Raw genomic sequence first — 17,421 nt, 5'->3', positions numbered from 1 at the left:
TGCGTCGTACCTCGGTCAGCTGACTCGCTGGGCGATGACGACCGCGTTGCCGAGGTAGACATCACGTGCGAGACGGTGCTCACCATCGACTGGCACCTCCGCAAGGTCTTCCAAAAACTAGGAATAACCTCCCGCCGCCAACTCCGCCCTTGACCCACTCACCTGCCAAGGGCTGACGGTCAGGTGGGGAGGGCGCCGAGCTGGTGGAGCATGCCTAGGTCGTCGCGGACTGCCCAGTGTTCGGTGATCTGGTGGTTGGTGATTCGGAACATGTGGACCAATTCGACCGCGACCGGACCTTGGGGGGTGGGGTGGCCGCGGAACTCGGTGCCTTGCCAGGTGGCGGTGCGGGTGCCGTACAGGACTACCAGGTCGCCTTCCGCGATCACGTGCAGGTCCGACCAGCGTTGGTCGGGTTGCATGCGGAGGAGAAGGCGATCACGTCCTTGACGCCCTGGATGCCCTGGCGGCGTTCGGGTGCCGCGTGGTTGACGAAGTCGGGGGAGCAGATCTCGTCGAAGACGTCGGGGTTGCCGGCCAGGCCCTCGTCCATGAAGCGACGGACCAGGGCCTTGTTCTCTTCGACGCTCATTGGCTGATGCTCCCAGCCAGGCGTTTCACGGGCATCGCACCGGCGTTTAGTCGGCTGTGGCTTCGGCGATCGATCGGGGAGACGGTACGTCGCTGAAGTGCAGGTTGCCGGCCGGCATCATCCAGGTCATCACCTCTACCGCCAGGCGGCCTGCGACCACGGCCGGGTCGGCTTCGGCGTGGTGGCGGGCGGTTTCCTGGTCAATGGACCAGATGGAGAAGCCGCGATAGCGCTCGTCGTCCTGCTCGGTCAGCGGCCCGCGGACCAGGATCACTCCGCGGTCGCGGAGGGCGGCGCCGTGGGCCAGGTGCCGGTTCTGGAGCTCGGTGGCTTCCTCGTCCGTCATCACCGGGGCTTCGGGGCGCAGCGTCAGAAGGATGACGGTATAGCGGTCGAACTGCATGTGCCGACGGTACCGCCGCCAACAGCTGGGCCCGAAGGGATCGGGCCCAGCCGCTGGGGTTGGGATATGTCAGTTGGTCTCGTGGGCCGCTCGTTCGATCAGCTTGGTGGTGATGCCGGGCTGCGAGATGAGGACGGCGTGCGAGGCACCCTGCACGGTGATGGCGGTTCCGTGGGCGCGGGACGCCATGTACCGCTGCGCTGCCAGCGGGATGTTCTTGTCGGCAGTGGGGATCTCGAAGTACGACGGGATCGTCTTCCAGGCCGGCGTACCGGTCGGCTGGTCGAAGACGGCCGCGCTGACCGGGCGCTGGGCCACTGCGGCCAGCCGGCCGTCGCGGGCCGGGAGGTCTGCGGCGAACTGCTGGTGGAAGAGGTCCTGGCGAACGGTCAGGTCGACGCTACCGTCGGCGAGCGGCAGGGGCTGAAGGGTCGGGTTCAGCGTGCTGCCCGGGAAGGTGGTGAGGATGTTGGTTGCCGTCTCACCCGCGTCGGGCGCGAAGGCGGCGACGTAGACGAGCGCCTTGACGTTCGGGTTGCCTGCGGCCGCGTTGGTGATGACCGAGCCGCCGTACGAGTGGCCGACGAGCACGATCGGGCCGGTGACGGAGCGCAGTACGGAGCTGATGTACGCCGAGTCGCCCGGCAGACTGCGCAGCGGGTTGGCCGCGCCGATCACGTGGTAACCATCGTTCTGCAGCCGATCGGCCACGCCGTTCCAGCTCGAGGAGTCCGCGAAGGCTCCGTGGACGAGGACGACGGTCGGCTTCGGGGTGGTGTTGGTCGAGGCGCTGGACGCGGTGGTGGCGAGTCCGGCCCCGGCTGCGATGGTCAGGCCTGCGACGAGAGCTAGTGCGCGCCGGCGCAGGGTGCGTGTGGTGAACATTGCTGGTTTCTCCGATCTTCGGAAGTTCTCTGTACTTCCGAAGATCCGCCGCTCCCCGGCCCGTCACGCCAGGGCAAGACCCTGGTGGAGGCACTAGTAGATGTCCCGCACGTAGCGTTTCGTCGTGGCCAGGGTTTTCACGTAGACGTCGGCCTCGTCGGCGGTGAGATGACCGTGGTGGGTGATGATGTCGCGGAGACTCTGGTCGACGTCCTTGGCCATCCGGGTCGCATCGCCGCACACGTAGACGTGAGCGCCGTCCTCGAGCCACGACCAGAGCTTGGCGCCGTGCTCGCGCATCCGGTCCTGGACATAGATCTTGTTCCGCTGGTCCCGCGAGAACGCGACATCGATCGACGTCAGTACGCCGTCGCGCTGCAGCGCGGTCAACTCGTCCTGGTAGTAGAAGTCCGTGGCCTCATGCTGCTCACCGAAGAACAGCCAGTTGGGCGCCCGATCGCCACGAGCCCGCCGCTCGTCCAGGAACCCGAGGAACGGCGCGACGCCGGTACCCGGACCGATCATCACCATCGGTACGCCGGGATCGGCCGGCGGCTGGAAATGCGGGGCTGGCTGGACAGTCACCGCGATCGGGTGGTCGAGTGGGGCGTCCGCGAGATAGGTCGAGCACACGCCCTTGCGGCCGACGCCCAGCGGACCGGCGTACCGGATGACGGACACGGTCAGGCTGATCCGGTCCGGGCTGGTCAATGGGCTCGACGAGATCGAGTACTGCCGGGGCTTGAGCTTCGGCAGCAGGTCGGCCAATCCCTGCGCGGTGACCATGAGGTTGTACGAGGCAACGAGATCGACCGCCTGCTGACCCCACAGCCATTTGGCGAGCTCGCCCTTGTTGTCGGCGCGGACCAGCGTCTTGAGCTCGACATCGCCGGTCTGCTCGGCGACGAAACGCAACAGGTCCGGCGTGATGCGGGTGATGTCGAGATGGTCGCGCAGTGCAGTGGCAACCGGTACTGCGGTACCGCCGAGCTCCACCTCCGTGGCGGGGTCGATGCCGGTGGTCGTCAGCCACTCCTTGACCAGGTCGGGGCAGTTGCGCGGCATCACGCTGAGCGAGTCGCCGACCTGATACGTCAGCCCGGTCCCGGTCGTGTCGAAGGTGAATTGCCGGACCTCCTTACCCGCGCCCGGCTGACTCAACAGCCGGTTCCCCACCAGGCGGGCGAGTTGCGCAGGCTTGCGGCGAGACGCTGCCGGAGCCGGCTTCAGCTTGTCGACAAGCTGTTCGAGCCAGGCGTTGCTGCCGGAGTCTTCGCCCTCGCAGTCGACTCTCGGTAGCAGTTGCACTGCGCCCAGCTCGGCAAGGCGGGTGTCGAGCCGTCGGCCGTGGCCGCAGAAGTTGTCGTAGCTGGAGTCGCCGAACGCCAGTACGGCGTACCGGATGCCGGCGAGCGCGCCCGGGGGAGCGCTCGCCAACGAGTCCCAGAATGTGGTGCCGTTATCGGGTGCATCGCCGTCGCCGAAGGTGCTCGTGACGAGGACGAGGTCGGCCTCGCGGGGGAGCGCGTCGAGGGAGAGGTCAGCCATGCAATGCGCGACTGGTGTGAGGCCGGCGGTGACGAGTCGCGGGGTGGTGGTGCCGACGGCGAACTCTTCCGCAGTACCGGTCTGCGAGGCCCACAACACATACAACGGCCGCCCGGCCGGAGCAGGCGCAGTTGGGAGACGTGAGAACATGCCAGCCAGTACGCCGTTCACCCACAGCGCCCGATCCGCGGCGAACGGCGCACCGGCGGGCAACACCGGAACCGCTCCGTCGAGTGGTTTCGCTCCGACCCCTTGTAGAAACCCTGCTAGATAACGCTTCTCGTCATCGGTCAGCTCAGGTCGCGTGGTTGGCAACCCGAAAACGTCCGACGCTTCGGGTTGCTTGCTCACCAGGGTCACCGTGACCGCGCAGACCTTGAACTCGGGCTGGAACGACAGCGGATCGACCGCGTCGTTGGTGACCGCGTTGATCGCCCGGTACTCGCCGTACAGATCGTTCCAGTGAAACGGCGCGAAGAGATTGCCTTCCCGGACCCGATCCGTGATCACCGCCGGCATCACCGCGCGCCCCCGGCGGGACGCGACCTCGAGTTCGTCGCCCTCGGCAACCATCAACCGGGCGGCGTCGGCCGGATGGATCTCGACGAACGGACCGGGTGCGAGCTTGTTGAGCTTGGCAACGGTCCCGGTCTTGGTCAGCGTGTGCCATTGATGCTGGACCCGGCCGGTGTTCAGCAGGAACGGGTAGTCGTCATCCGGCATCTCGGCCGCCGGCACATGCGGCCGCGGATAGAAGATCGCCCGCCCGCTGGCGGTGGCGAATCGGAGTCCGTCGCCCTCGAGATAGCGGATCGGGTTGCGTGAAGGCCCTTCCGGAGCCGCCGGCCACTGCACCGGATCCGAGCGCAGGCGCGAATAGCTGACGCCGCGAAGGTCGTACCCGGTCTGTGGGTTCCAGCATTGCCGGATCTCCTCGAACACCTCCTCGGCGCTGGCATACGTGAAGCCGTCCGAGAACCCCATCGCACAAGCGATTCGCGCGATCAGCTCCCAGTCCGGCATCGCTTCACCCGGCGGCGGTACAGCGGCTGGTACGAGCGTCAGGTTCCGCTCGGAGTTGATCATGATGCCTTCGGACTCCGCCCACATCGTGGCGGGCAGTACGACATCGGCGTACGCGTTCGTCTCGGTGTCGGTGAAGACGTCCTGGGTGATGACCAGTTCGGCCGCCTCCAGGCCGGCAAGGACCGTCTTGCGGTTGGACACCGACGCGACCGGGTTCGTGCAGATGATCCAGCAGGCCTTGATCTTGCCCTCGGCGAGCTGCGAGAACATCTCCACCGTGCCGCGCCCGACGTCGGTCCGCAGGGTGTCCGGCGGCAGCTTCCACAGGTCCTCGATGAACGCGCGGTCCTCCGGAACCAGTACCGAGCGCTGCCCTGGAAGGCCCGGTCCCATGTAGCCCATCTCGCGGCCGCCCATCGCGTTGGGCTGGCCGGTCAGGGAGAACGGTCCGCTGCCCGGCCGGCAGATCGCGCCGGTGGCGAGGTGGAGGTTGATCAGCGCGTTGGTGTTCCAGGTGCCGTGCGTGCTCTGGTTGAGCCCCATCGTCCAGCAGCTCATCCAGTTGCCCGAGGTACCGATCCATTCGGCCGCCTGCCGCAACGACTCCTCCGGCAGACCGGTGATCCCGGCGACGACCGCAGGCGGGTAGTCGGCGAGGAACGCCGGCATGTCCTCCCAGCCCTCGGTCGACTCGGAGATGAACTGCTCGTCGACGTGCCCGCCCTCGACCAGGAGATGCAGCAGGCCGTTGAGCAATGCAAGGTCCGTACCGGGTTTGAGCTGCAGGAACAGATCAGCCTTGTCGGCCGTTGTGGTGCGCCTGGGGTCGACCACGATCAGCTTGGCGCCGGCCCGGACCCGGTCCATCATGCGCAGGTACAGGATCGGGTGGCAGTCGGCCATGTTCGCGCCGATCACTAGGAACACGTCGGCGTGATCGAAGTCCTCGTACGACCCGGGCGGTCCGTCCGAGCCGAGCGACAGCTTGTAGCCGGTGCCCGCGCTGGCCATGCAGAGCCGGGAGTTCGACTCGATCTGGTTGGTCCGGATGAACCCCTTGGCGAGCTTGTTCGCCAGATACTGCGCCTCGAGCGTCATCTGCCCCGAGACGTACAGGGCGACCGAGTCCGGCCCGTGCTCGTCGATGATCGCGCGCAACCGCTGCCCGGTCTCCGCGATCACCTCGTCAACAGGCCGCGCAACCGGCTCCGCGCCACGCTCGGCCCGGACCAGCGCCTTGTCCAGTCGCCCAGGAGCCGTAAACAGCTCCCCGCTGGTCGCGCCCTTCGTGCACAACCGCCCCGCATTCGCCGGGTGAGCCTTGTCACCGGACGCCTTGACCACCGGCAGGCCTCCGTCGACGCCGGGCGCGATATCCAGCAGCACGCCGCAGCCGACGCCGCAGTACGTGCACACGGTACGCACCTGTTCGCCCACCCAGCCGAACCTATGACGACGCGGTTACACACCCGTGACGCCAATAGTCCCCCGGCGTTACGAACACCTCCCACCACCCGAGAGGACCAGTGAGGACCGGGCTCAGGCCTCCAGGGCGTTGGTCAGGAGGGTGACGAGGGCTTCGAGTTGGAGGTCGGCCGACGAGGTGACCTCTTCGTCGGAGCCGTCGAGGGCTCTGGCGGCGAGGCCGGCCTTGGCGTCGATCAGGTCGGCGATCCGGGTGTCGATGGTCTGGGCGGCGATGATCCGCCAGGCCGTGACGGGCTCCTCCTGACCGATCCGGTGGACCCGGTCGATGGCCTGGGTCTGCTCGGCGTTGGTCCAGGACAGCTCGGCCAGGACGACGTTGGAGGAGACCTGGAGGTTCAAGCCGACGCCCGCGGTCAGCAGCGAGCAGACCGCGATCTCGACCTCGGGGTCGTTCACGAACGCGTCGATGTTGGCCTGGCGCTTCTTCGGGGTCTGGTCGCCGCGGATCGAGGCGTACCGGATGCCGCGCTCGGCGAACAGTGCCTCGGCGGTGTCCATCACCTCGATGTGCCGGGCGAAGAAGACGACCTTGCCGACGTTGTGCGCGAGCTGCGCCGCGTAGTCGGCGGCCAGTCCGGCCTTCGCCTCGCCGATCCGGCGGACCAGGCTGAAGATGTTGTCGCCGTTCTTGGCCTTCGCCTGCTCGGTCCGCTCCCAGCCCGCCACCGCGCGGACCAGGTCGTGGTCGATGCCCTCGACCGTGACGCCGGACGTACGGGTCTGGAGAGCCATCTCGTACCGCGCGACCAGGCGCTCGGCGAGCTCGCGCTCCGCGGCCCGGATCGAGCGGCCGGCGGCACCGTCGAGCTCGACCGGCAGGTCAGCGATCCGGCGGGCCGGAATGTCGGCCGCGACGTCGACCTTGCGGCGACGGACGATGCCCATGTCGATCACGCACGACCGGGCCGCCGCGTAGAAGCCGGGGTCGGCCGGGGTCAGATCGGTGTCGTCGAGCTTGGCCATCAGCTCGGCCTTCGGCGCCTTGTCGTCGATCCAGCCCAGGTACTGCCAGATCGCCCGGAAGTCGTCGATGTCGTTGATCAGCGGCGTACCGGTGAGTGCCATCAGCAGCGGGCGGACGGTCCGGGACTGGATCCGCTCGGCCAGTTGCAGCACGTTGCGGGAACGCTGGGACTTCTTGTTCTTGATGAAATGCGCCTCGTCGACCACCATGCCGCGCATGCCCAGGTCGCCGAGCCAGCCGACGTGCCGGTCCAGCACCTCGTAGTTCACGATCACGATGTCGGCGAACCCGTCGATCGTGTCGCCGTCGCCCTGAATCACGGTGGCGACCCGCTTCGGCGTCCAGATCCCGGCCTCGCGCGCCCAGTTCGTCTTCACGACGCTCGGTACTACGACCAGCAGCGGATAGGCATTGGCCGCCTGGGCAGCCAGCAGCGCCTGAGCCGTCTTGCCCAGACCAGGCTCATCGGCGAGCAGGAAGGTGCGATGACCCCCAGCGGCAGCGGCCACAAGTTGTGCCTGGTGAGGCATCAGCTCCTGGCCACCCGGGAGGTGCAGAGAAGCCGGCTCGGGCAACGTCTTGCTCGCGGAGGCGGCGGCATACTCGAAGGACTTGAGCAGCGGGTTGATCAGCTCCCACCCGGACAGGCGTCGCGCCTGCGGCTTCGGGATGGCAGCGGCGGCGCTGAAGTCGGGCGCGAGGAACGGGTTGGCCAGCTGACGAGAGACGACCGACTGCGGCACCACCTGTCGGGGCGGGGGAGCGGCGGCCGTCTGCGGCTCGATGACCGTCGGCTCGACCGGCTCCGGCGGCTCCTCGCCGGCCGCGAGCATCATCTCGCGCTTGAGCGCGGCGGCGGCCTCGGAGATGACGGCGTCCTCGGCCAGCAGCGCGAGCAGCGACGGCTCGAGCGCGGCGCTCTTGGCGAGGATCGTGGCGAGACCGTCGAGCCGGCGCAACTGGGTCGCGCGGTAGGCCTCGGTCGCCTTCGAGTCGCCGTTCACCCGGGCGCGCTCCTCGCGCACCAGCAGCGCCACCACCTGGAACTTCGTCCGGACGGACGGCTGCACGTTGGATCGCTCGACGGCCGCCTCGATCTCACGGACGGCGCGGGCGAGCACCGGGATCAGACCTTCGGCGTCGCGGGCAGGACGCCGTCGGCGGGGGGCAGCAGCAGTACGCCGAGCGCCGGGCTGGCGCTGGCCTCGTCGGGCCAAACGATTCCTCCTCTGAACTGCCCCGGCGTGTTCGCCGTGGCGGGACGTCGCACCGCACGCCCTCGCGTGACCGATCCGGCATCGCAGTCACTGGTCCGGGCCGGCTGATCGCCGAGGCGGCCCGGGCACACCGCTGCTTCGAGCGGTCGAGATGTCGGTTCCGGCGGAGCTGGCCACCGAGTGGTACCGGCCGTCGATGGTCGATCCCAGTCAGCGAACGCAGCTGTCACGAGGTGATCGGCGTCGCTAGAGGCGTCGCCGACGTTCGGTGCTGACCACCAGCTTAGCGGTAGACAGGTCGCCTGGACATTTCAGGGAGGTGGAAATCGGTCCGATCTTCAAATTCCGGTGGACCGGACCGGAACGAGCGACTCGCTTGTGTCCGGGGTCAGGGAGTCCCGGACACAAGCGAGTCGGGCTACTGGGCGCTGCTAGGCGGTGCGCCCGCGGCGGGTGACCAGGATGACCGCGCCGAGGGCGAGCGCCACCGCGGTACCGGCGGCCAGGATTAGCCAGGCGCCGGGGGTGTCCTTCTGGACCGAGGAGGCGGCCGTGGAGGTGCCGGCCGTCACGTCGTACCCACCGGCGGTGCCGTTCTTGGCGTAGGTACTGCCGGCCTGCTTGTCCTGATAGCGGGTGCTGACCTGCTGCCGGTACGCCGTCAGCGCGATCGGCGCGCTCCCGATCGCCTTGGTCGCCTCCGGGTTCAGCGCTCGGAGTGTGCTCCCGGTGACGGCATACCAGGCTCCGAGCTGGGGCTCGGTGAGGAGCTTCGCGCCCCGGGCGGCCGCTGCCATGGTCGCCTCGGTGTTGCCGGTGGCAACGTTCACCGGGTGCCAGGCGCCGGCCTGGTCGGGGGCGGTGAAGACGGTGAGCTTGTCGGTGCCCTTGCTGGCCGGCGTCGCGACGTACCAGAGAGTACCGACGTCGCCGGCGCCGGTGCGGACGAAGTCGGCGCTCAACGCGTAGACCGGGATGACGTCCTGCTGGATGGCCAGCTTCGCGGTCGACTTGGCGGCGGCGGAGCCCGGTCGTTGGGCGGCCTTACTCAGCAGTTGGGTCGCTTCGGTCGAGTGGGCCGCGGTGGCGGCCGCTGCGAGGTCGGGGCCGCTGGAGGGCGACGCGGTGGCGGCGGTCGCTGTGGCGGCAAAGGCGAGCACGGTGCCGACGAGGCCGGCCGCTGTCCGGAGTACGAGGTGCTTGACAGGCATCATGGCTCAGGCTCCGATCCGGTAGAGCGAGTGCGTCCACTGGAACTGGGAGTTGTTCAGGTACCAGTTGTAGGTCGAGTAGTTGTACCGGGGATCGCTGCCCCACGGGTTGTAGTACTCGATCGTGGAGTTGGACGTGTCGTAGCCGATGATGTCCATCATGTGACCGCCGCCGGACTTCCAGCCGATCCGCGTCATCACCGGGCGGTTGGCGTTGATCTCGGTCTGGATGGTGGCGAAGCTCAGGGTGCCGCTGATGTAGCTGCCCTGGCTGATCCCGATCGTGCGGAACGCGCGCTGGTCGTTGGCCAGCGTCGCCTGGTCGTTCGGGCAGGTGCCGTTCTGGTTGTAGCCGAAGGCCATGTTGCAGAACTGGTTCTGCGAGTAGTTGCTGCCGTAGTACGCCGCGATGCTGTTGCCGGTGGCGGCCCAGCACCAGTTCGACTTCTGCTGGGCCTGGCCGGTGACGTTCAGGTACCGGCTGGCGAGCACCTTCGAGGCGGCGGGGGTGACCGGAGCAACGGCGCCGGGGGCGGCGGACGCGGCGGGGGCGAGCGGCAGGAGTGCCGCCAGGCCGACGATCGTTGCGGCGAGCCACGACCTCGGACGGGGTGTGCTGACCCTCCTCATAGGGGGCCTCCTTCACTGGGGCGGTGAGGGCACTCATCGTGATCACCCGATCACGTCCGGACAAGCGCTGACTCGGGCGTCCCGCGGCGGTGTGAACGGCAGACACGAGGTGAACAGCAGTGGACCGGTGCCTGCCCGGCGCCGTTGTGAACGTTTACACTGACGCCGACCTGGCCCCGGCAAGGGAGCGGACGATGACGGAAGCGCGGACCCACGTCCCCGACGTCGGCCCCGAGGCGCCGTTCGCCGATGCGCTCCGGGCGGCGATCGCGAACCGCGGGCTGGCCCTGAACCGGATCCAGGCCAGGCTCGCCGATCGCGGCCTGCATGTCGGCGTCGCGACCCTCAGTACCTGGCAGAGCGGCAGCCGCCATCCGCGCTCCGGCTCGCTCGCCGTCGTCACGGCGCTCGAGGAGCTGCTCGACCTGCCCGCTGGGTGGCTCGCCGTCCGGGTGCCCACCACGGAGGCGCCCACCCGTCCGTACGCCGTAGTCGCGAACGGGTCGACCCTGATCCGGCTGCTGGACGAGGTACGCCGGGACGCCCACGGCCGGCTGCGCAGTCTCACCGTCGTCGAGGAGATCGAGATGGGCGCGGACCGGAGCATGACCTCGAAGCGGGTGATCCAGGCGCTGGTCGCGGTCAAGGACGTGGACCGGCTGATCGTCGTGCACCAGGGCGAACCGGGCTGCGACGCTCACGACATCGTGCCGCGCGGGCTGGCCGGCTGCCGCACCGGCCGGGTCGCTCGCGATCCGGAGGACGGCGCAGTACTCGGCGAGTTGCTGCTGGATCGCACGTTGCTTGTGGGGGATACAGCGGTCGTGCATTACGAGATCGCAGATCAGAACGGCATCCCGTCGACGCAGTACTTCCGCTTCCATGAATGGGCCGGCACGCATCACGTGCTGGAGATCCAGTTCAGCCGCTCGGCGATGCCGGTACGAGTGACCGAGTTCCGCCGCCACCACTCGGGCGGCCCCGACGTACTGCGCCGGGAGTTGATGATGACGCCGGACGGCCGGGTGCACGTCGTCGTACCGGCCGCCGACCGCGGCGTGGTCGGTATCGACTGGGAGTGGGACTAGCCTAGGAATGCCGGCCGCAGACTTTCAGGAGAAGGTTTTGCGCTGGGGCTTCGATGACCTTGCCGGTGGTGCCGTAGGTCCAGTCGAGATCGGTTGCCTTGAGCTGGATGCCGGTGAGGTCTACCCCGAAGTACTTGAGGTGTTTGGGGGAGAGGCCGGCGAGGACTACGCGCATGCGTTCGGGTGGGACTGTGCGGTCGAGGCCTAGGGCAACGGTGATGTCGAGGCCGTGGATGACGTCGTGGGACAGAGCGCCTTCGAAGCCGCCGCCTGGTGGCTTCCAGGGGTGGTCGACGTTGGCCGCGAGGCAGTCGGTGAGTTCGGTGGCGCTGAGTTCGGCGGCGTCCCGCCGGGCGAGGCGGTCGGACATGGGGTTGAACCGGCCGCCTGATCTGGCCAGCTCGAGCAGGAATCGGGAGGTCGAGTAGCGGTAGGGCATCGTGAGGTGGGCGACCACCTCACGCGTCCGCCAGCCTTCGCAGAGACTGGGGGCGTCCCATTGGCCGGTCGGCAGGTCCTTGAGCAGGGTGGCCAACTCGTGGCGTTCCGCCGCGATCAGTTGCCTGATGTCGGTCATTCTTCGCGTCCTCTCGTCCATTGGGTCACCTCACCGACGAACGAGACAGGCCGGGACGGACAGGTCAGAGAGCGGTTTCTTCGATTCTCCTGCGGAGGAAGGCTTGCTCGGTCTCGGTGGTCGCTTTGGCAAGGGCCTCGCGGTAGGCGGTGGCGGCCTCCTCCCGGCGGCCGGCCCGGCGCAGGAGATCGGCTCGGGTAGCAGGCAGCAGGTGATAGTCGGCCAAGGTGCCTGAGGCAACCAGTTCGTCGACGACGAGCAGGCCCGCCTCGGGGCCCTCGGCCATCCCGATCGCGACCGCTTGGTTGAGTCGGACCACTGGAGTCGGCGCGAATCTCGCCAACTGCGCGTACAGGCCGGCGATCTGCGGCCAGTCGGTGTCCTGGGCGTCTCGTGCTGTCGCGTGACAGGCGGCGATGGCGGCCTGGATCTGGTACGGACCTGGTTCACGCCGGCGGAGGGCGCGGTCCAGGATCTCGGTGCCCAGGGCAATCAGTTCGGGATCCCAGCGACTCCGATCCTGTTCCTCCAAAGGGATCAGCTGTCCGGTGGCGTCTTGCCGGCCGGTCTTTCGGGAGTCGTGGAGGAGCATCAGTGCGAGCATCCCGCTGACTTCGGGTTCGTCGGGCATCAGATGGGCCAGCACTTGGGTCAGGCGGATTGCCTCGGAGGTGAGATTCCGGCGTACCAGGTCCGCGCCTGCGGTTGCGGTATAGCCCTCGTTGAAGAGTAGGTAGAGGACGGCGAGCACCGCGGGAGTGCGTTCGGGGAGGAGTTGCGCGGGCGGTACGCGGTACGGGATCGCTGCGTTCCTGATCTTCTGCTTGGCCCTGCTGATGCGTTTCTGCATGGTCTGCTCCGGGACCAGGAACGCTCGCGCGATCTCCGCCGTACTGAGGCCTGCGAGCGTGCGGAGAGTGAGGGCGACTCGGGCGTCCAGCGCGAGCGCGGGGTGGCAACAGGTGAACATCAGCCGCAGCCGGTCGTCCGGCACCGCCTCGTCTTCGGAAGGCTCCGGTACTACGTCGTCAGTCATCGTCGCCACCTCTCGCAGCTTGGCCGCACCTACCGCCTCGCGCCGCAGCCGGTCGATGGCGCGATGGCGGGCGGTCGTGGTCAGCCAGGCGCCGGGCTTGGTCGGGACACCGTCGCGCGGCCACCGTTCCAGCGCCGCGGCAAACGCTTCCTGGGCACACTCCTCGGCAAGATCCCAGTCGCCGGTCACCCGGATCAGGGTCGCGACAACCTGCCCCCACTCCTCCCGAAACGCCCGCCCGACCACCAGCTCGACGGCCTCGTCGACCGGCTTGCGGTCTTCTGAGGTCACTGGACGTTGGGAGCCGGTCCGTCGAGGACTGGGCGGATCTCGATCGTGCCGTAGCCGGCGACGGGATGCTTGGCGGCGATCTCGATCGCCTCGTCCAGGTCGGCACACTCGATCAGGACGAAGCCGCCGACGACTTCCTTGGTCTCGGCGAACGGGCCGTCGGTCAGCAGGACCTCGGCGTCGCGCACCCGGACCGTGGTCGCATCGGTTGCCGGCGCGAGACCGGCACCGCCGCGGACCACCCCTCGGCGCTCCATCTCCTCGGACCAGCCACCACAGCCGTCGTTGGCATGCTCGGCGGCGGACTCGTCGCCACAGATCATCAACAGGTACTTCACGCAGTCCTCCTCATACCCGACCGACGAACGGCAACGGCCCAGACGGACAATCAGCTTCCTGGAAATCTAGCCGAGTTCCGTGAGGATGGCTGCGAGCTGCTGCTCGGCCTCCTGCGGTGGGGGAGCGGAGACGGTGAGACTGTCGAAGACATGCGTGTAGGCGTCCAGGTCGTCGCGCTTGTCGAGATAGAGCGCGCTGGTCAGGTGCTCCAGGTAGACGACGTCGGGCAGATCCGCTTGCGGGAACCGAAGTACGCTGAACGCGCCGACGGTCGCCGCGTGCCCGGGGCTGCCAAGCGGGATGACCTGCACGGTGACGTTCGGCCGGTGGATCGCCTCGATCAAGGCGGCCAGTTGCTCCCGCAGGACAGCTGTCCCGCCGATCGGTCGCCGCAGTACGGACTCCTCGATCACCGCCCACAAGCGCAGTGGTGGATCGCGGTCGAGCACGGCTTGGCGGGTCTTGCGCAGGGAAACGATGCGGTCGAGCTCCGCCGCTGACCGCTCGGTCTCCGAGGTGAGCGACGCGACCGCCCGGGTGTACGCCGGTGTCTGCAGCAGGCCCGGCACGAACTGCACCTCGTAGGTGCGGATGAGGTCAGCGGCCGCCTCCAGCCCGAGATACGCGTCGAACCAGTCCGGGGTGACGTCGTGGTACCGGTGCCACCAGCCGCGGTTGTTCGCATCCCGGGCGAGCTGGACCAACCGCTCCCGCTCGTCGGGGTCGCTCACGGAGTACAGGGTGAGGAGATCCTGGATGTCGCGGACCTTGAAGCCGACCCGGCCGAGCTCCATCCGGCTGATCTTCGACTCCGACGACCGGATCGCCCAGCCCGCCTCCGGCCGGGTCACTCCGGCACGCTCGCGCAACCGCCGCAGATGCGCTCCCAGCATGATTCGCAACGCGGTGGGCCCCGCCTCACTCCGCCCAGCCATGCCTCCACTCTACATCATTATCGAACAGGTGTTCGGAGAGCTTCAGGGGAAAGCCTTCCAGTGTCCTTCGGAGATGACCTCGACGGTGCCGTCGGTCACCTTGATGGCTGTCTGGTCGTCGATGGCGTAGGCAGGACCAGCGATGCCGGCGGCCCAACTCTCCGCGTCGGCCAAGGTGTTGCCCGGCATGTCCGGGTGATCCAGGTGGGGGTAGATCGAGAAGTCGACGACCCCGAGCGTGCGGTCGTCCGGCGCGGACGGCCACCTGACGAAGTCGGGACCGATCCGAGGTGTCATCACCATGCTGCCGGCGCTGAGGCCTACCCAGACCGTCTCGGTCAGCGACGAGATCACGTCCGACAGGCCCGACTGCTGCATCCAGTGGTACAGGTACGTCGCTTCGCCGCCGTCCGCCAGCAGCACGTCGGCCTCCCGGACCCACGGCAGCCACCGCTCCTCGCCTATGCTGGGCAGCGCGGTGAGCTCGAGGACACCCAAAGACCCCCAGTCGAGGCCGGTCATCGTGTGCCACGGAGGCTCGCCGGCGACGAAGTGCCGCACCGAAGCAGGCCCCAAGAACGGGTTGGGGTGCCCCCACTGCGCCGTCGGGATGCAGAGCGCACCGGACTCGGAGATCGGCTTGCCCAGCAGTTCGACCAGCGCATCGCGGATGCTGTCGTTGGTGACGCCTCCGGATGTGAGTAGCAGCTTCACAAGACCTCCCGAGTCGAGGGCGACGGAAGCGTAGAGCCTAGTGGTGGCCGCTACATCCGGGCTCTGAGGACGTCGAACTCGCAGCCCGGCGTGTTCGGGTCGAAGCCGTGCTCGATCAGCCAGCGGGAGTTCAGCAGGCTCCGGAGCGACCACCACGCGCGGATGGCGTCCTGGTCGACGTCGGTGCCATAGCCGGCGAGTACTTCGGGGAGGCGCTCCTCGTGGCCGAGCGTCAAGGTGGCCAGGTCGAACATCGCGTCGCCCTGGCTCGCCTCCGACCAGTCGATGATGCCGGTGACCTGGTCGCCGTCGACGAAGATGTGGGTGATCTGCAGGTCCCCGTGGACGAACGCCGGCGTCCACGGCCGGAACGCGGCCTGGGCGATCTCGCGGTTGCGCTTGACCAGGTCGGCGGGAAGGACACCGCTCGAGATGAGCCACTCGCACTCTTCTTCGAGGTCTGCGGCGATCTGGTCCGGGGTCTTCTTGCCGGGCCACGGCGGCAGCGGCGCGTCGTGCAGCGTGCGGATGGCGGCGCCCGCCGCGGCCCAGGCGGCCGAGGACGCGGTCGACGGTTCGCCGAGAACGCCGAGCGCCTTTCCAGGTACCTCGGCGATGGCGAGCACGGACGGTTTCTGCCACAAGATCTGCGGGGTCGGTACCGGCGCCAAAGTCACCGCCTCGACCTCGACATCGATGTTCGCCTGATTCGAATCGATCTTCAGGAACACCTCGCCGACGCGCAGCGTCACGCGCTCGCTGTGGGCAACAACAACCTGGACCTCATCCACGCCGGCCATTCTGGCGGACCCGCTCGGCGACGTCACCGGAGTTTCTAGAGGGCGTCCGCCCATCCGGCCGGGTCGTCGCCTCCCGGGATGGCGGTGATGGCGCGCCACAGCGTCAGGGTTGTGAGCCATCGGCGTTCGAGGTCGCTGAGTTGCCGGACCAATTCGTACCCCTCGAGGAAAAGCTCGCGGGCACTCGTAGGCGTGGGCTGCCACTTGGTGAAGTGGGTGCCGAGTACCACGAACGAGTTGGCCAGATCGCGAACGCAGTAGTCCCAGGCAACCTCGTCGAAGTCGATGACCGCGACAACCTCGGAGCCGTCCATCAGGATGTTGGAGGCCCGATAGTCGTTGTGGATCAGCTGACGCTCGGCGTCGATCGGCGGCAGCGACGCCACTTGTTCGCGCAATCTCGCCGACGCGGCCGGCGCCAGTCCGCCGTCCTGATGCTCCAGCCAGCTCTCGATCCGCTCCCGCAGGTCGAAGTCCTGATCCGGCCCGCGCAGCGAGCTGTCGTCGTACTTGGCCAAGGCCCTGTGCAGGTCGGCCAGACAAGCGCCGGCCCGACGGACCGCAGACTCGTCGCTGATCTCCAGCAGGTCACCGATAACCTGTGGTTGCACAGTCATCGACAGTGGCAACGCTCCCGAATGAACGATCACTCGACTCTGCCCGTCGACAGCCGGAACCGGTGCCGCAACCGGCACCCCTTGCTCATGCAATGCCCGCAGCAGCTCCGCGATCGCGGTGAACTTCCCGAACCGCTCCTGCGCCCGAGACCACTTCACCACCAACGCACCCTGGTCCGTACTGACCCAAGCGATCGCGTTCTGGTCGCTGATCAGAATCCGCTCGCAGGCCTCCACCTCAAGTGCCCAACCTTCGGCGAGCACCTTGGTGAGCCAACTGACCGCATCACCAAAGCTGTCCAGCCCGAACCTCTCCCGCAGCGCCTCCCGCGGCTCGCTCGATTCCCACAGCATCGAAAGTCCCGTTGGAAACATCTCCCGAAGCTTAGTAGTCGCCAGCGACACCGAGCCGGGTGTAGTACGCGAGCTGCAGATCGTCCGGATCCCCACCGGCCAGTACTACGAACTCGCGCGCCGCCGCCAGCCCGCCGTACTGCGGATTGAGCGGACCGGCCAAACTCCTATGCATCAAGGCGTAGTCGATGTACGGCTCGCCAAGCCCAAGCCGGCTGAGATCGAGCAACCCGCTGAACCGCAGCGTCACCGGGTCAACGAACACATTCGGCGCCGTGAAGTCGCCATGCGTCACGGCACCGCGCGACCCCGGATAAGGCGACTCGAACGGGCACTCGCTCAGCGCATGCAGCCGCCTGATCCCCTCCGCAACCGCGGCCAGTACGGCCGGACGCTCGGCGGCGGGCCAGGGCTGCGAGGCATCCCGACCGGCGAGCTCCGAGGTGAGCATCCACTCGCCCTTCTCGTCCTCGCCGCGATCGAGGATGCGGGGGCACGGGACGTCGGTCGTGCCGAGCCAAGCAAGCCGGTCTGCTTCTGCCGCAACTCCCGGCCCCGCCTTGTAGTACAGGGTTTCGCGACCGCGCTCCAACCGCACCACGGTCGCGTCGGAGTGGCCGAGGTCGATCGGTTCGGCGTCGGTACCACCGAAATGTTCCATCAAGGTCTGGAGGTCCACTCGCCGAAGAGTACGGGTGGTGACGGA

Annotated in this window: 17 protein-coding genes; 1 reads left to right on the top strand and 16 read right to left on the bottom strand. The window is 68.0% G+C overall.

What is annotated here, in order from left to right; translation table 11 throughout:
* Positions 1-179 precede the first annotated feature (179 nt).
* The 8 genes from AB0M15_RS21315 to AB0M15_RS21280 all read right to left on the bottom strand — a co-directional run bounded on the left by AB0M15_RS21315 (position 180) and on the right by AB0M15_RS21280 (position 9,964).
* Positions 180-422, bottom strand: coding sequence for an ester cyclase (locus AB0M15_RS21315; protein WP_363821442.1), 243 nt, complete (start codon positions 420-422; stop codon positions 180-182).
* Complete coding sequence (locus AB0M15_RS21310) at positions 386-592, bottom strand: hypothetical protein (RefSeq protein ID WP_363821439.1); 207 nt, start codon at positions 590-592, stop codon at positions 386-388. The genes AB0M15_RS21315 and AB0M15_RS21310 overlap by 37 nt, the downstream gene beginning before the upstream one ends.
* A 46-nt stretch (positions 593-638) precedes the next feature.
* Complete coding sequence (locus AB0M15_RS21305) at positions 639-995, bottom strand: YciI family protein (protein WP_363821436.1); 357 nt, start codon at positions 993-995, stop codon at positions 639-641.
* A gap of 69 nt (positions 996-1,064) precedes the next feature.
* The gene (locus tag AB0M15_RS21300; RefSeq protein ID WP_363821432.1) at positions 1,065-1,880 is read right to left on the bottom strand and encodes an alpha/beta hydrolase; all 816 of its coding nucleotides are present in this window, start codon (positions 1,878-1,880) and stop codon (positions 1,065-1,067) included.
* A 93-nt stretch (positions 1,881-1,973) separates the two neighbouring features.
* Complete coding sequence (locus AB0M15_RS21295) at positions 1,974-5,891, bottom strand: bifunctional nitrate reductase/sulfite reductase flavoprotein subunit alpha (RefSeq protein ID WP_363821429.1); 3,918 nt, start codon at positions 5,889-5,891, stop codon at positions 1,974-1,976.
* Between the two features lie 102 nt (positions 5,892-5,993).
* Positions 5,994-8,123 carry a DEAD/DEAH box helicase gene (locus tag AB0M15_RS21290; RefSeq protein WP_363821426.1) on the bottom strand — a complete coding sequence of 710 codons (2,130 nt, stop codon included), beginning with the start codon at positions 8,121-8,123 and terminating at the stop codon, positions 5,994-5,996.
* A gap of 431 nt (positions 8,124-8,554) precedes the next feature.
* Positions 8,555-9,337, bottom strand: a complete 783-nt coding sequence (locus AB0M15_RS21285) for a hypothetical protein (RefSeq protein ID WP_363821423.1) — start codon at positions 9,335-9,337, stop codon at positions 8,555-8,557.
* Between the two features lie 3 nt (positions 9,338-9,340).
* Entirely contained in the window at positions 9,341-9,964 is a 624-nt protein-coding gene (locus AB0M15_RS21280; RefSeq protein WP_363821420.1) for a papain-like cysteine protease family protein, read from the bottom strand.
* A 194-nt stretch (positions 9,965-10,158) separates the two neighbouring features.
* Here AB0M15_RS21280 and AB0M15_RS21275 point away from each other — a divergent pair, with 194 nt between their 5' ends.
* Positions 10,159-11,052, top strand: a complete 894-nt coding sequence (locus tag AB0M15_RS21275; RefSeq protein WP_363821418.1) for a hypothetical protein — start codon at positions 10,159-10,161, stop codon at positions 11,050-11,052.
* A gap of 1 nt (position 11,053) precedes the next feature.
* On the opposite strand, the gene AB0M15_RS21270 is transcribed toward AB0M15_RS21275, so the two are convergent.
* The 8 genes from AB0M15_RS21270 to AB0M15_RS21235 all read right to left on the bottom strand — a co-directional run bounded on the left by AB0M15_RS21270 (position 11,054) and on the right by AB0M15_RS21235 (position 17,394).
* Entirely contained in the window at positions 11,054-11,629 is a 576-nt protein-coding gene (locus AB0M15_RS21270; protein ID WP_363821415.1) for a maleylpyruvate isomerase family mycothiol-dependent enzyme, read from the bottom strand.
* Positions 11,630-11,693: 64 nt separating this feature from the next.
* Positions 11,694-12,956: an RNA polymerase sigma factor gene (locus AB0M15_RS21265; protein WP_363821413.1), complete on the bottom strand. Its 1,263-nt coding sequence runs from the start codon at positions 12,954-12,956 to the stop codon at positions 11,694-11,696.
* Complete coding sequence (locus AB0M15_RS21260; RefSeq protein ID WP_363821411.1) at positions 12,953-13,294, bottom strand: YciI family protein; 342 nt, start codon at positions 13,292-13,294, stop codon at positions 12,953-12,955. The genes AB0M15_RS21265 and AB0M15_RS21260 overlap by 4 nt, the downstream gene beginning before the upstream one ends.
* A gap of 66 nt (positions 13,295-13,360) precedes the next feature.
* Positions 13,361-14,230: a Scr1 family TA system antitoxin-like transcriptional regulator gene (locus tag AB0M15_RS21255; protein WP_363821409.1), complete on the bottom strand. Its 870-nt coding sequence runs from the start codon at positions 14,228-14,230 to the stop codon at positions 13,361-13,363.
* Positions 14,231-14,272: 42 nt separating this feature from the next.
* Complete coding sequence (locus AB0M15_RS21250) at positions 14,273-14,944, bottom strand: Type 1 glutamine amidotransferase-like domain-containing protein (RefSeq protein ID WP_363821406.1); 672 nt, start codon at positions 14,942-14,944, stop codon at positions 14,273-14,275.
* Between the two features lie 50 nt (positions 14,945-14,994).
* A complete protein-coding gene (locus tag AB0M15_RS21245) occupies positions 14,995-15,735 on the bottom strand; it encodes a phosphotransferase (RefSeq protein WP_363821403.1) in 741 nt (246 codons plus the stop codon).
* 44 nt (positions 15,736-15,779) lie between these two features.
* Positions 15,780-16,715, bottom strand: coding sequence for a phosphotransferase (locus AB0M15_RS21240; protein ID WP_363821401.1), 936 nt, complete (start codon positions 16,713-16,715; stop codon positions 15,780-15,782).
* A 31-nt stretch (positions 16,716-16,746) separates the two neighbouring features.
* Positions 16,747-17,394 carry a phosphotransferase gene (locus AB0M15_RS21235; protein ID WP_363821398.1) on the bottom strand — a complete coding sequence of 216 codons (648 nt, stop codon included), beginning with the start codon at positions 17,392-17,394 and terminating at the stop codon, positions 16,747-16,749.
* Positions 17,395-17,421 lie beyond the last annotated feature (27 nt).

The sequence above is a fragment of the Kribbella sp. NPDC051718 genome (assembly GCF_040681515.1).
Lineage (GTDB): Bacteria > Actinomycetota > Actinomycetes > Propionibacteriales > Kribbellaceae > Kribbella.
This window is presented reverse-complemented; position numbering and strand designations above follow the sequence as displayed.

Bases quoted from the DNA above. Each gene is read 5' to 3' on its own strand.
- AB0M15_RS21315 (WP_363821442.1), bottom strand. From the start codon at position 422: ATGCAACCCGACCAACGCTGGTCGGACCTGCACGTGATCGCGGAAGGC.
- AB0M15_RS21310 (WP_363821439.1), bottom strand. From the start codon at position 592: ATGAGCGTCGAAGAGAACAAGGCCCTGGTCCGTCGCTTCATGGACGAG.
- AB0M15_RS21305 (WP_363821436.1), bottom strand. From the start codon at position 995: ATGCAGTTCGACCGCTATACCGTCATCCTTCTGACGCTGCGCCCCGAA.
- AB0M15_RS21300 (WP_363821432.1), bottom strand. From the start codon at position 1,880: ATGTTCACCACACGCACCCTGCGCCGGCGCGCACTAGCTCTCGTCGCA.
- AB0M15_RS21285 (WP_363821423.1), bottom strand. From the start codon at position 9,337: ATGATGCCTGTCAAGCACCTCGTACTCCGGACAGCGGCCGGCCTCGTC.
- AB0M15_RS21280 (WP_363821420.1), bottom strand. From the start codon at position 9,964: ATGAGGAGGGTCAGCACACCCCGTCCGAGGTCGTGGCTCGCCGCAACG.
- AB0M15_RS21275 (WP_363821418.1), top strand. From the start codon at position 10,159: ATGACGGAAGCGCGGACCCACGTCCCCGACGTCGGCCCCGAGGCGCCG.
- AB0M15_RS21270 (WP_363821415.1), bottom strand. From the start codon at position 11,629: ATGACCGACATCAGGCAACTGATCGCGGCGGAACGCCACGAGTTGGCC.
- AB0M15_RS21255 (WP_363821409.1), bottom strand. From the start codon at position 14,230: ATGGCTGGGCGGAGTGAGGCGGGGCCCACCGCGTTGCGAATCATGCTG.
- AB0M15_RS21240 (WP_363821401.1), bottom strand. From the start codon at position 16,715: ATGCTGTGGGAATCGAGCGAGCCGCGGGAGGCGCTGCGGGAGAGGTTC.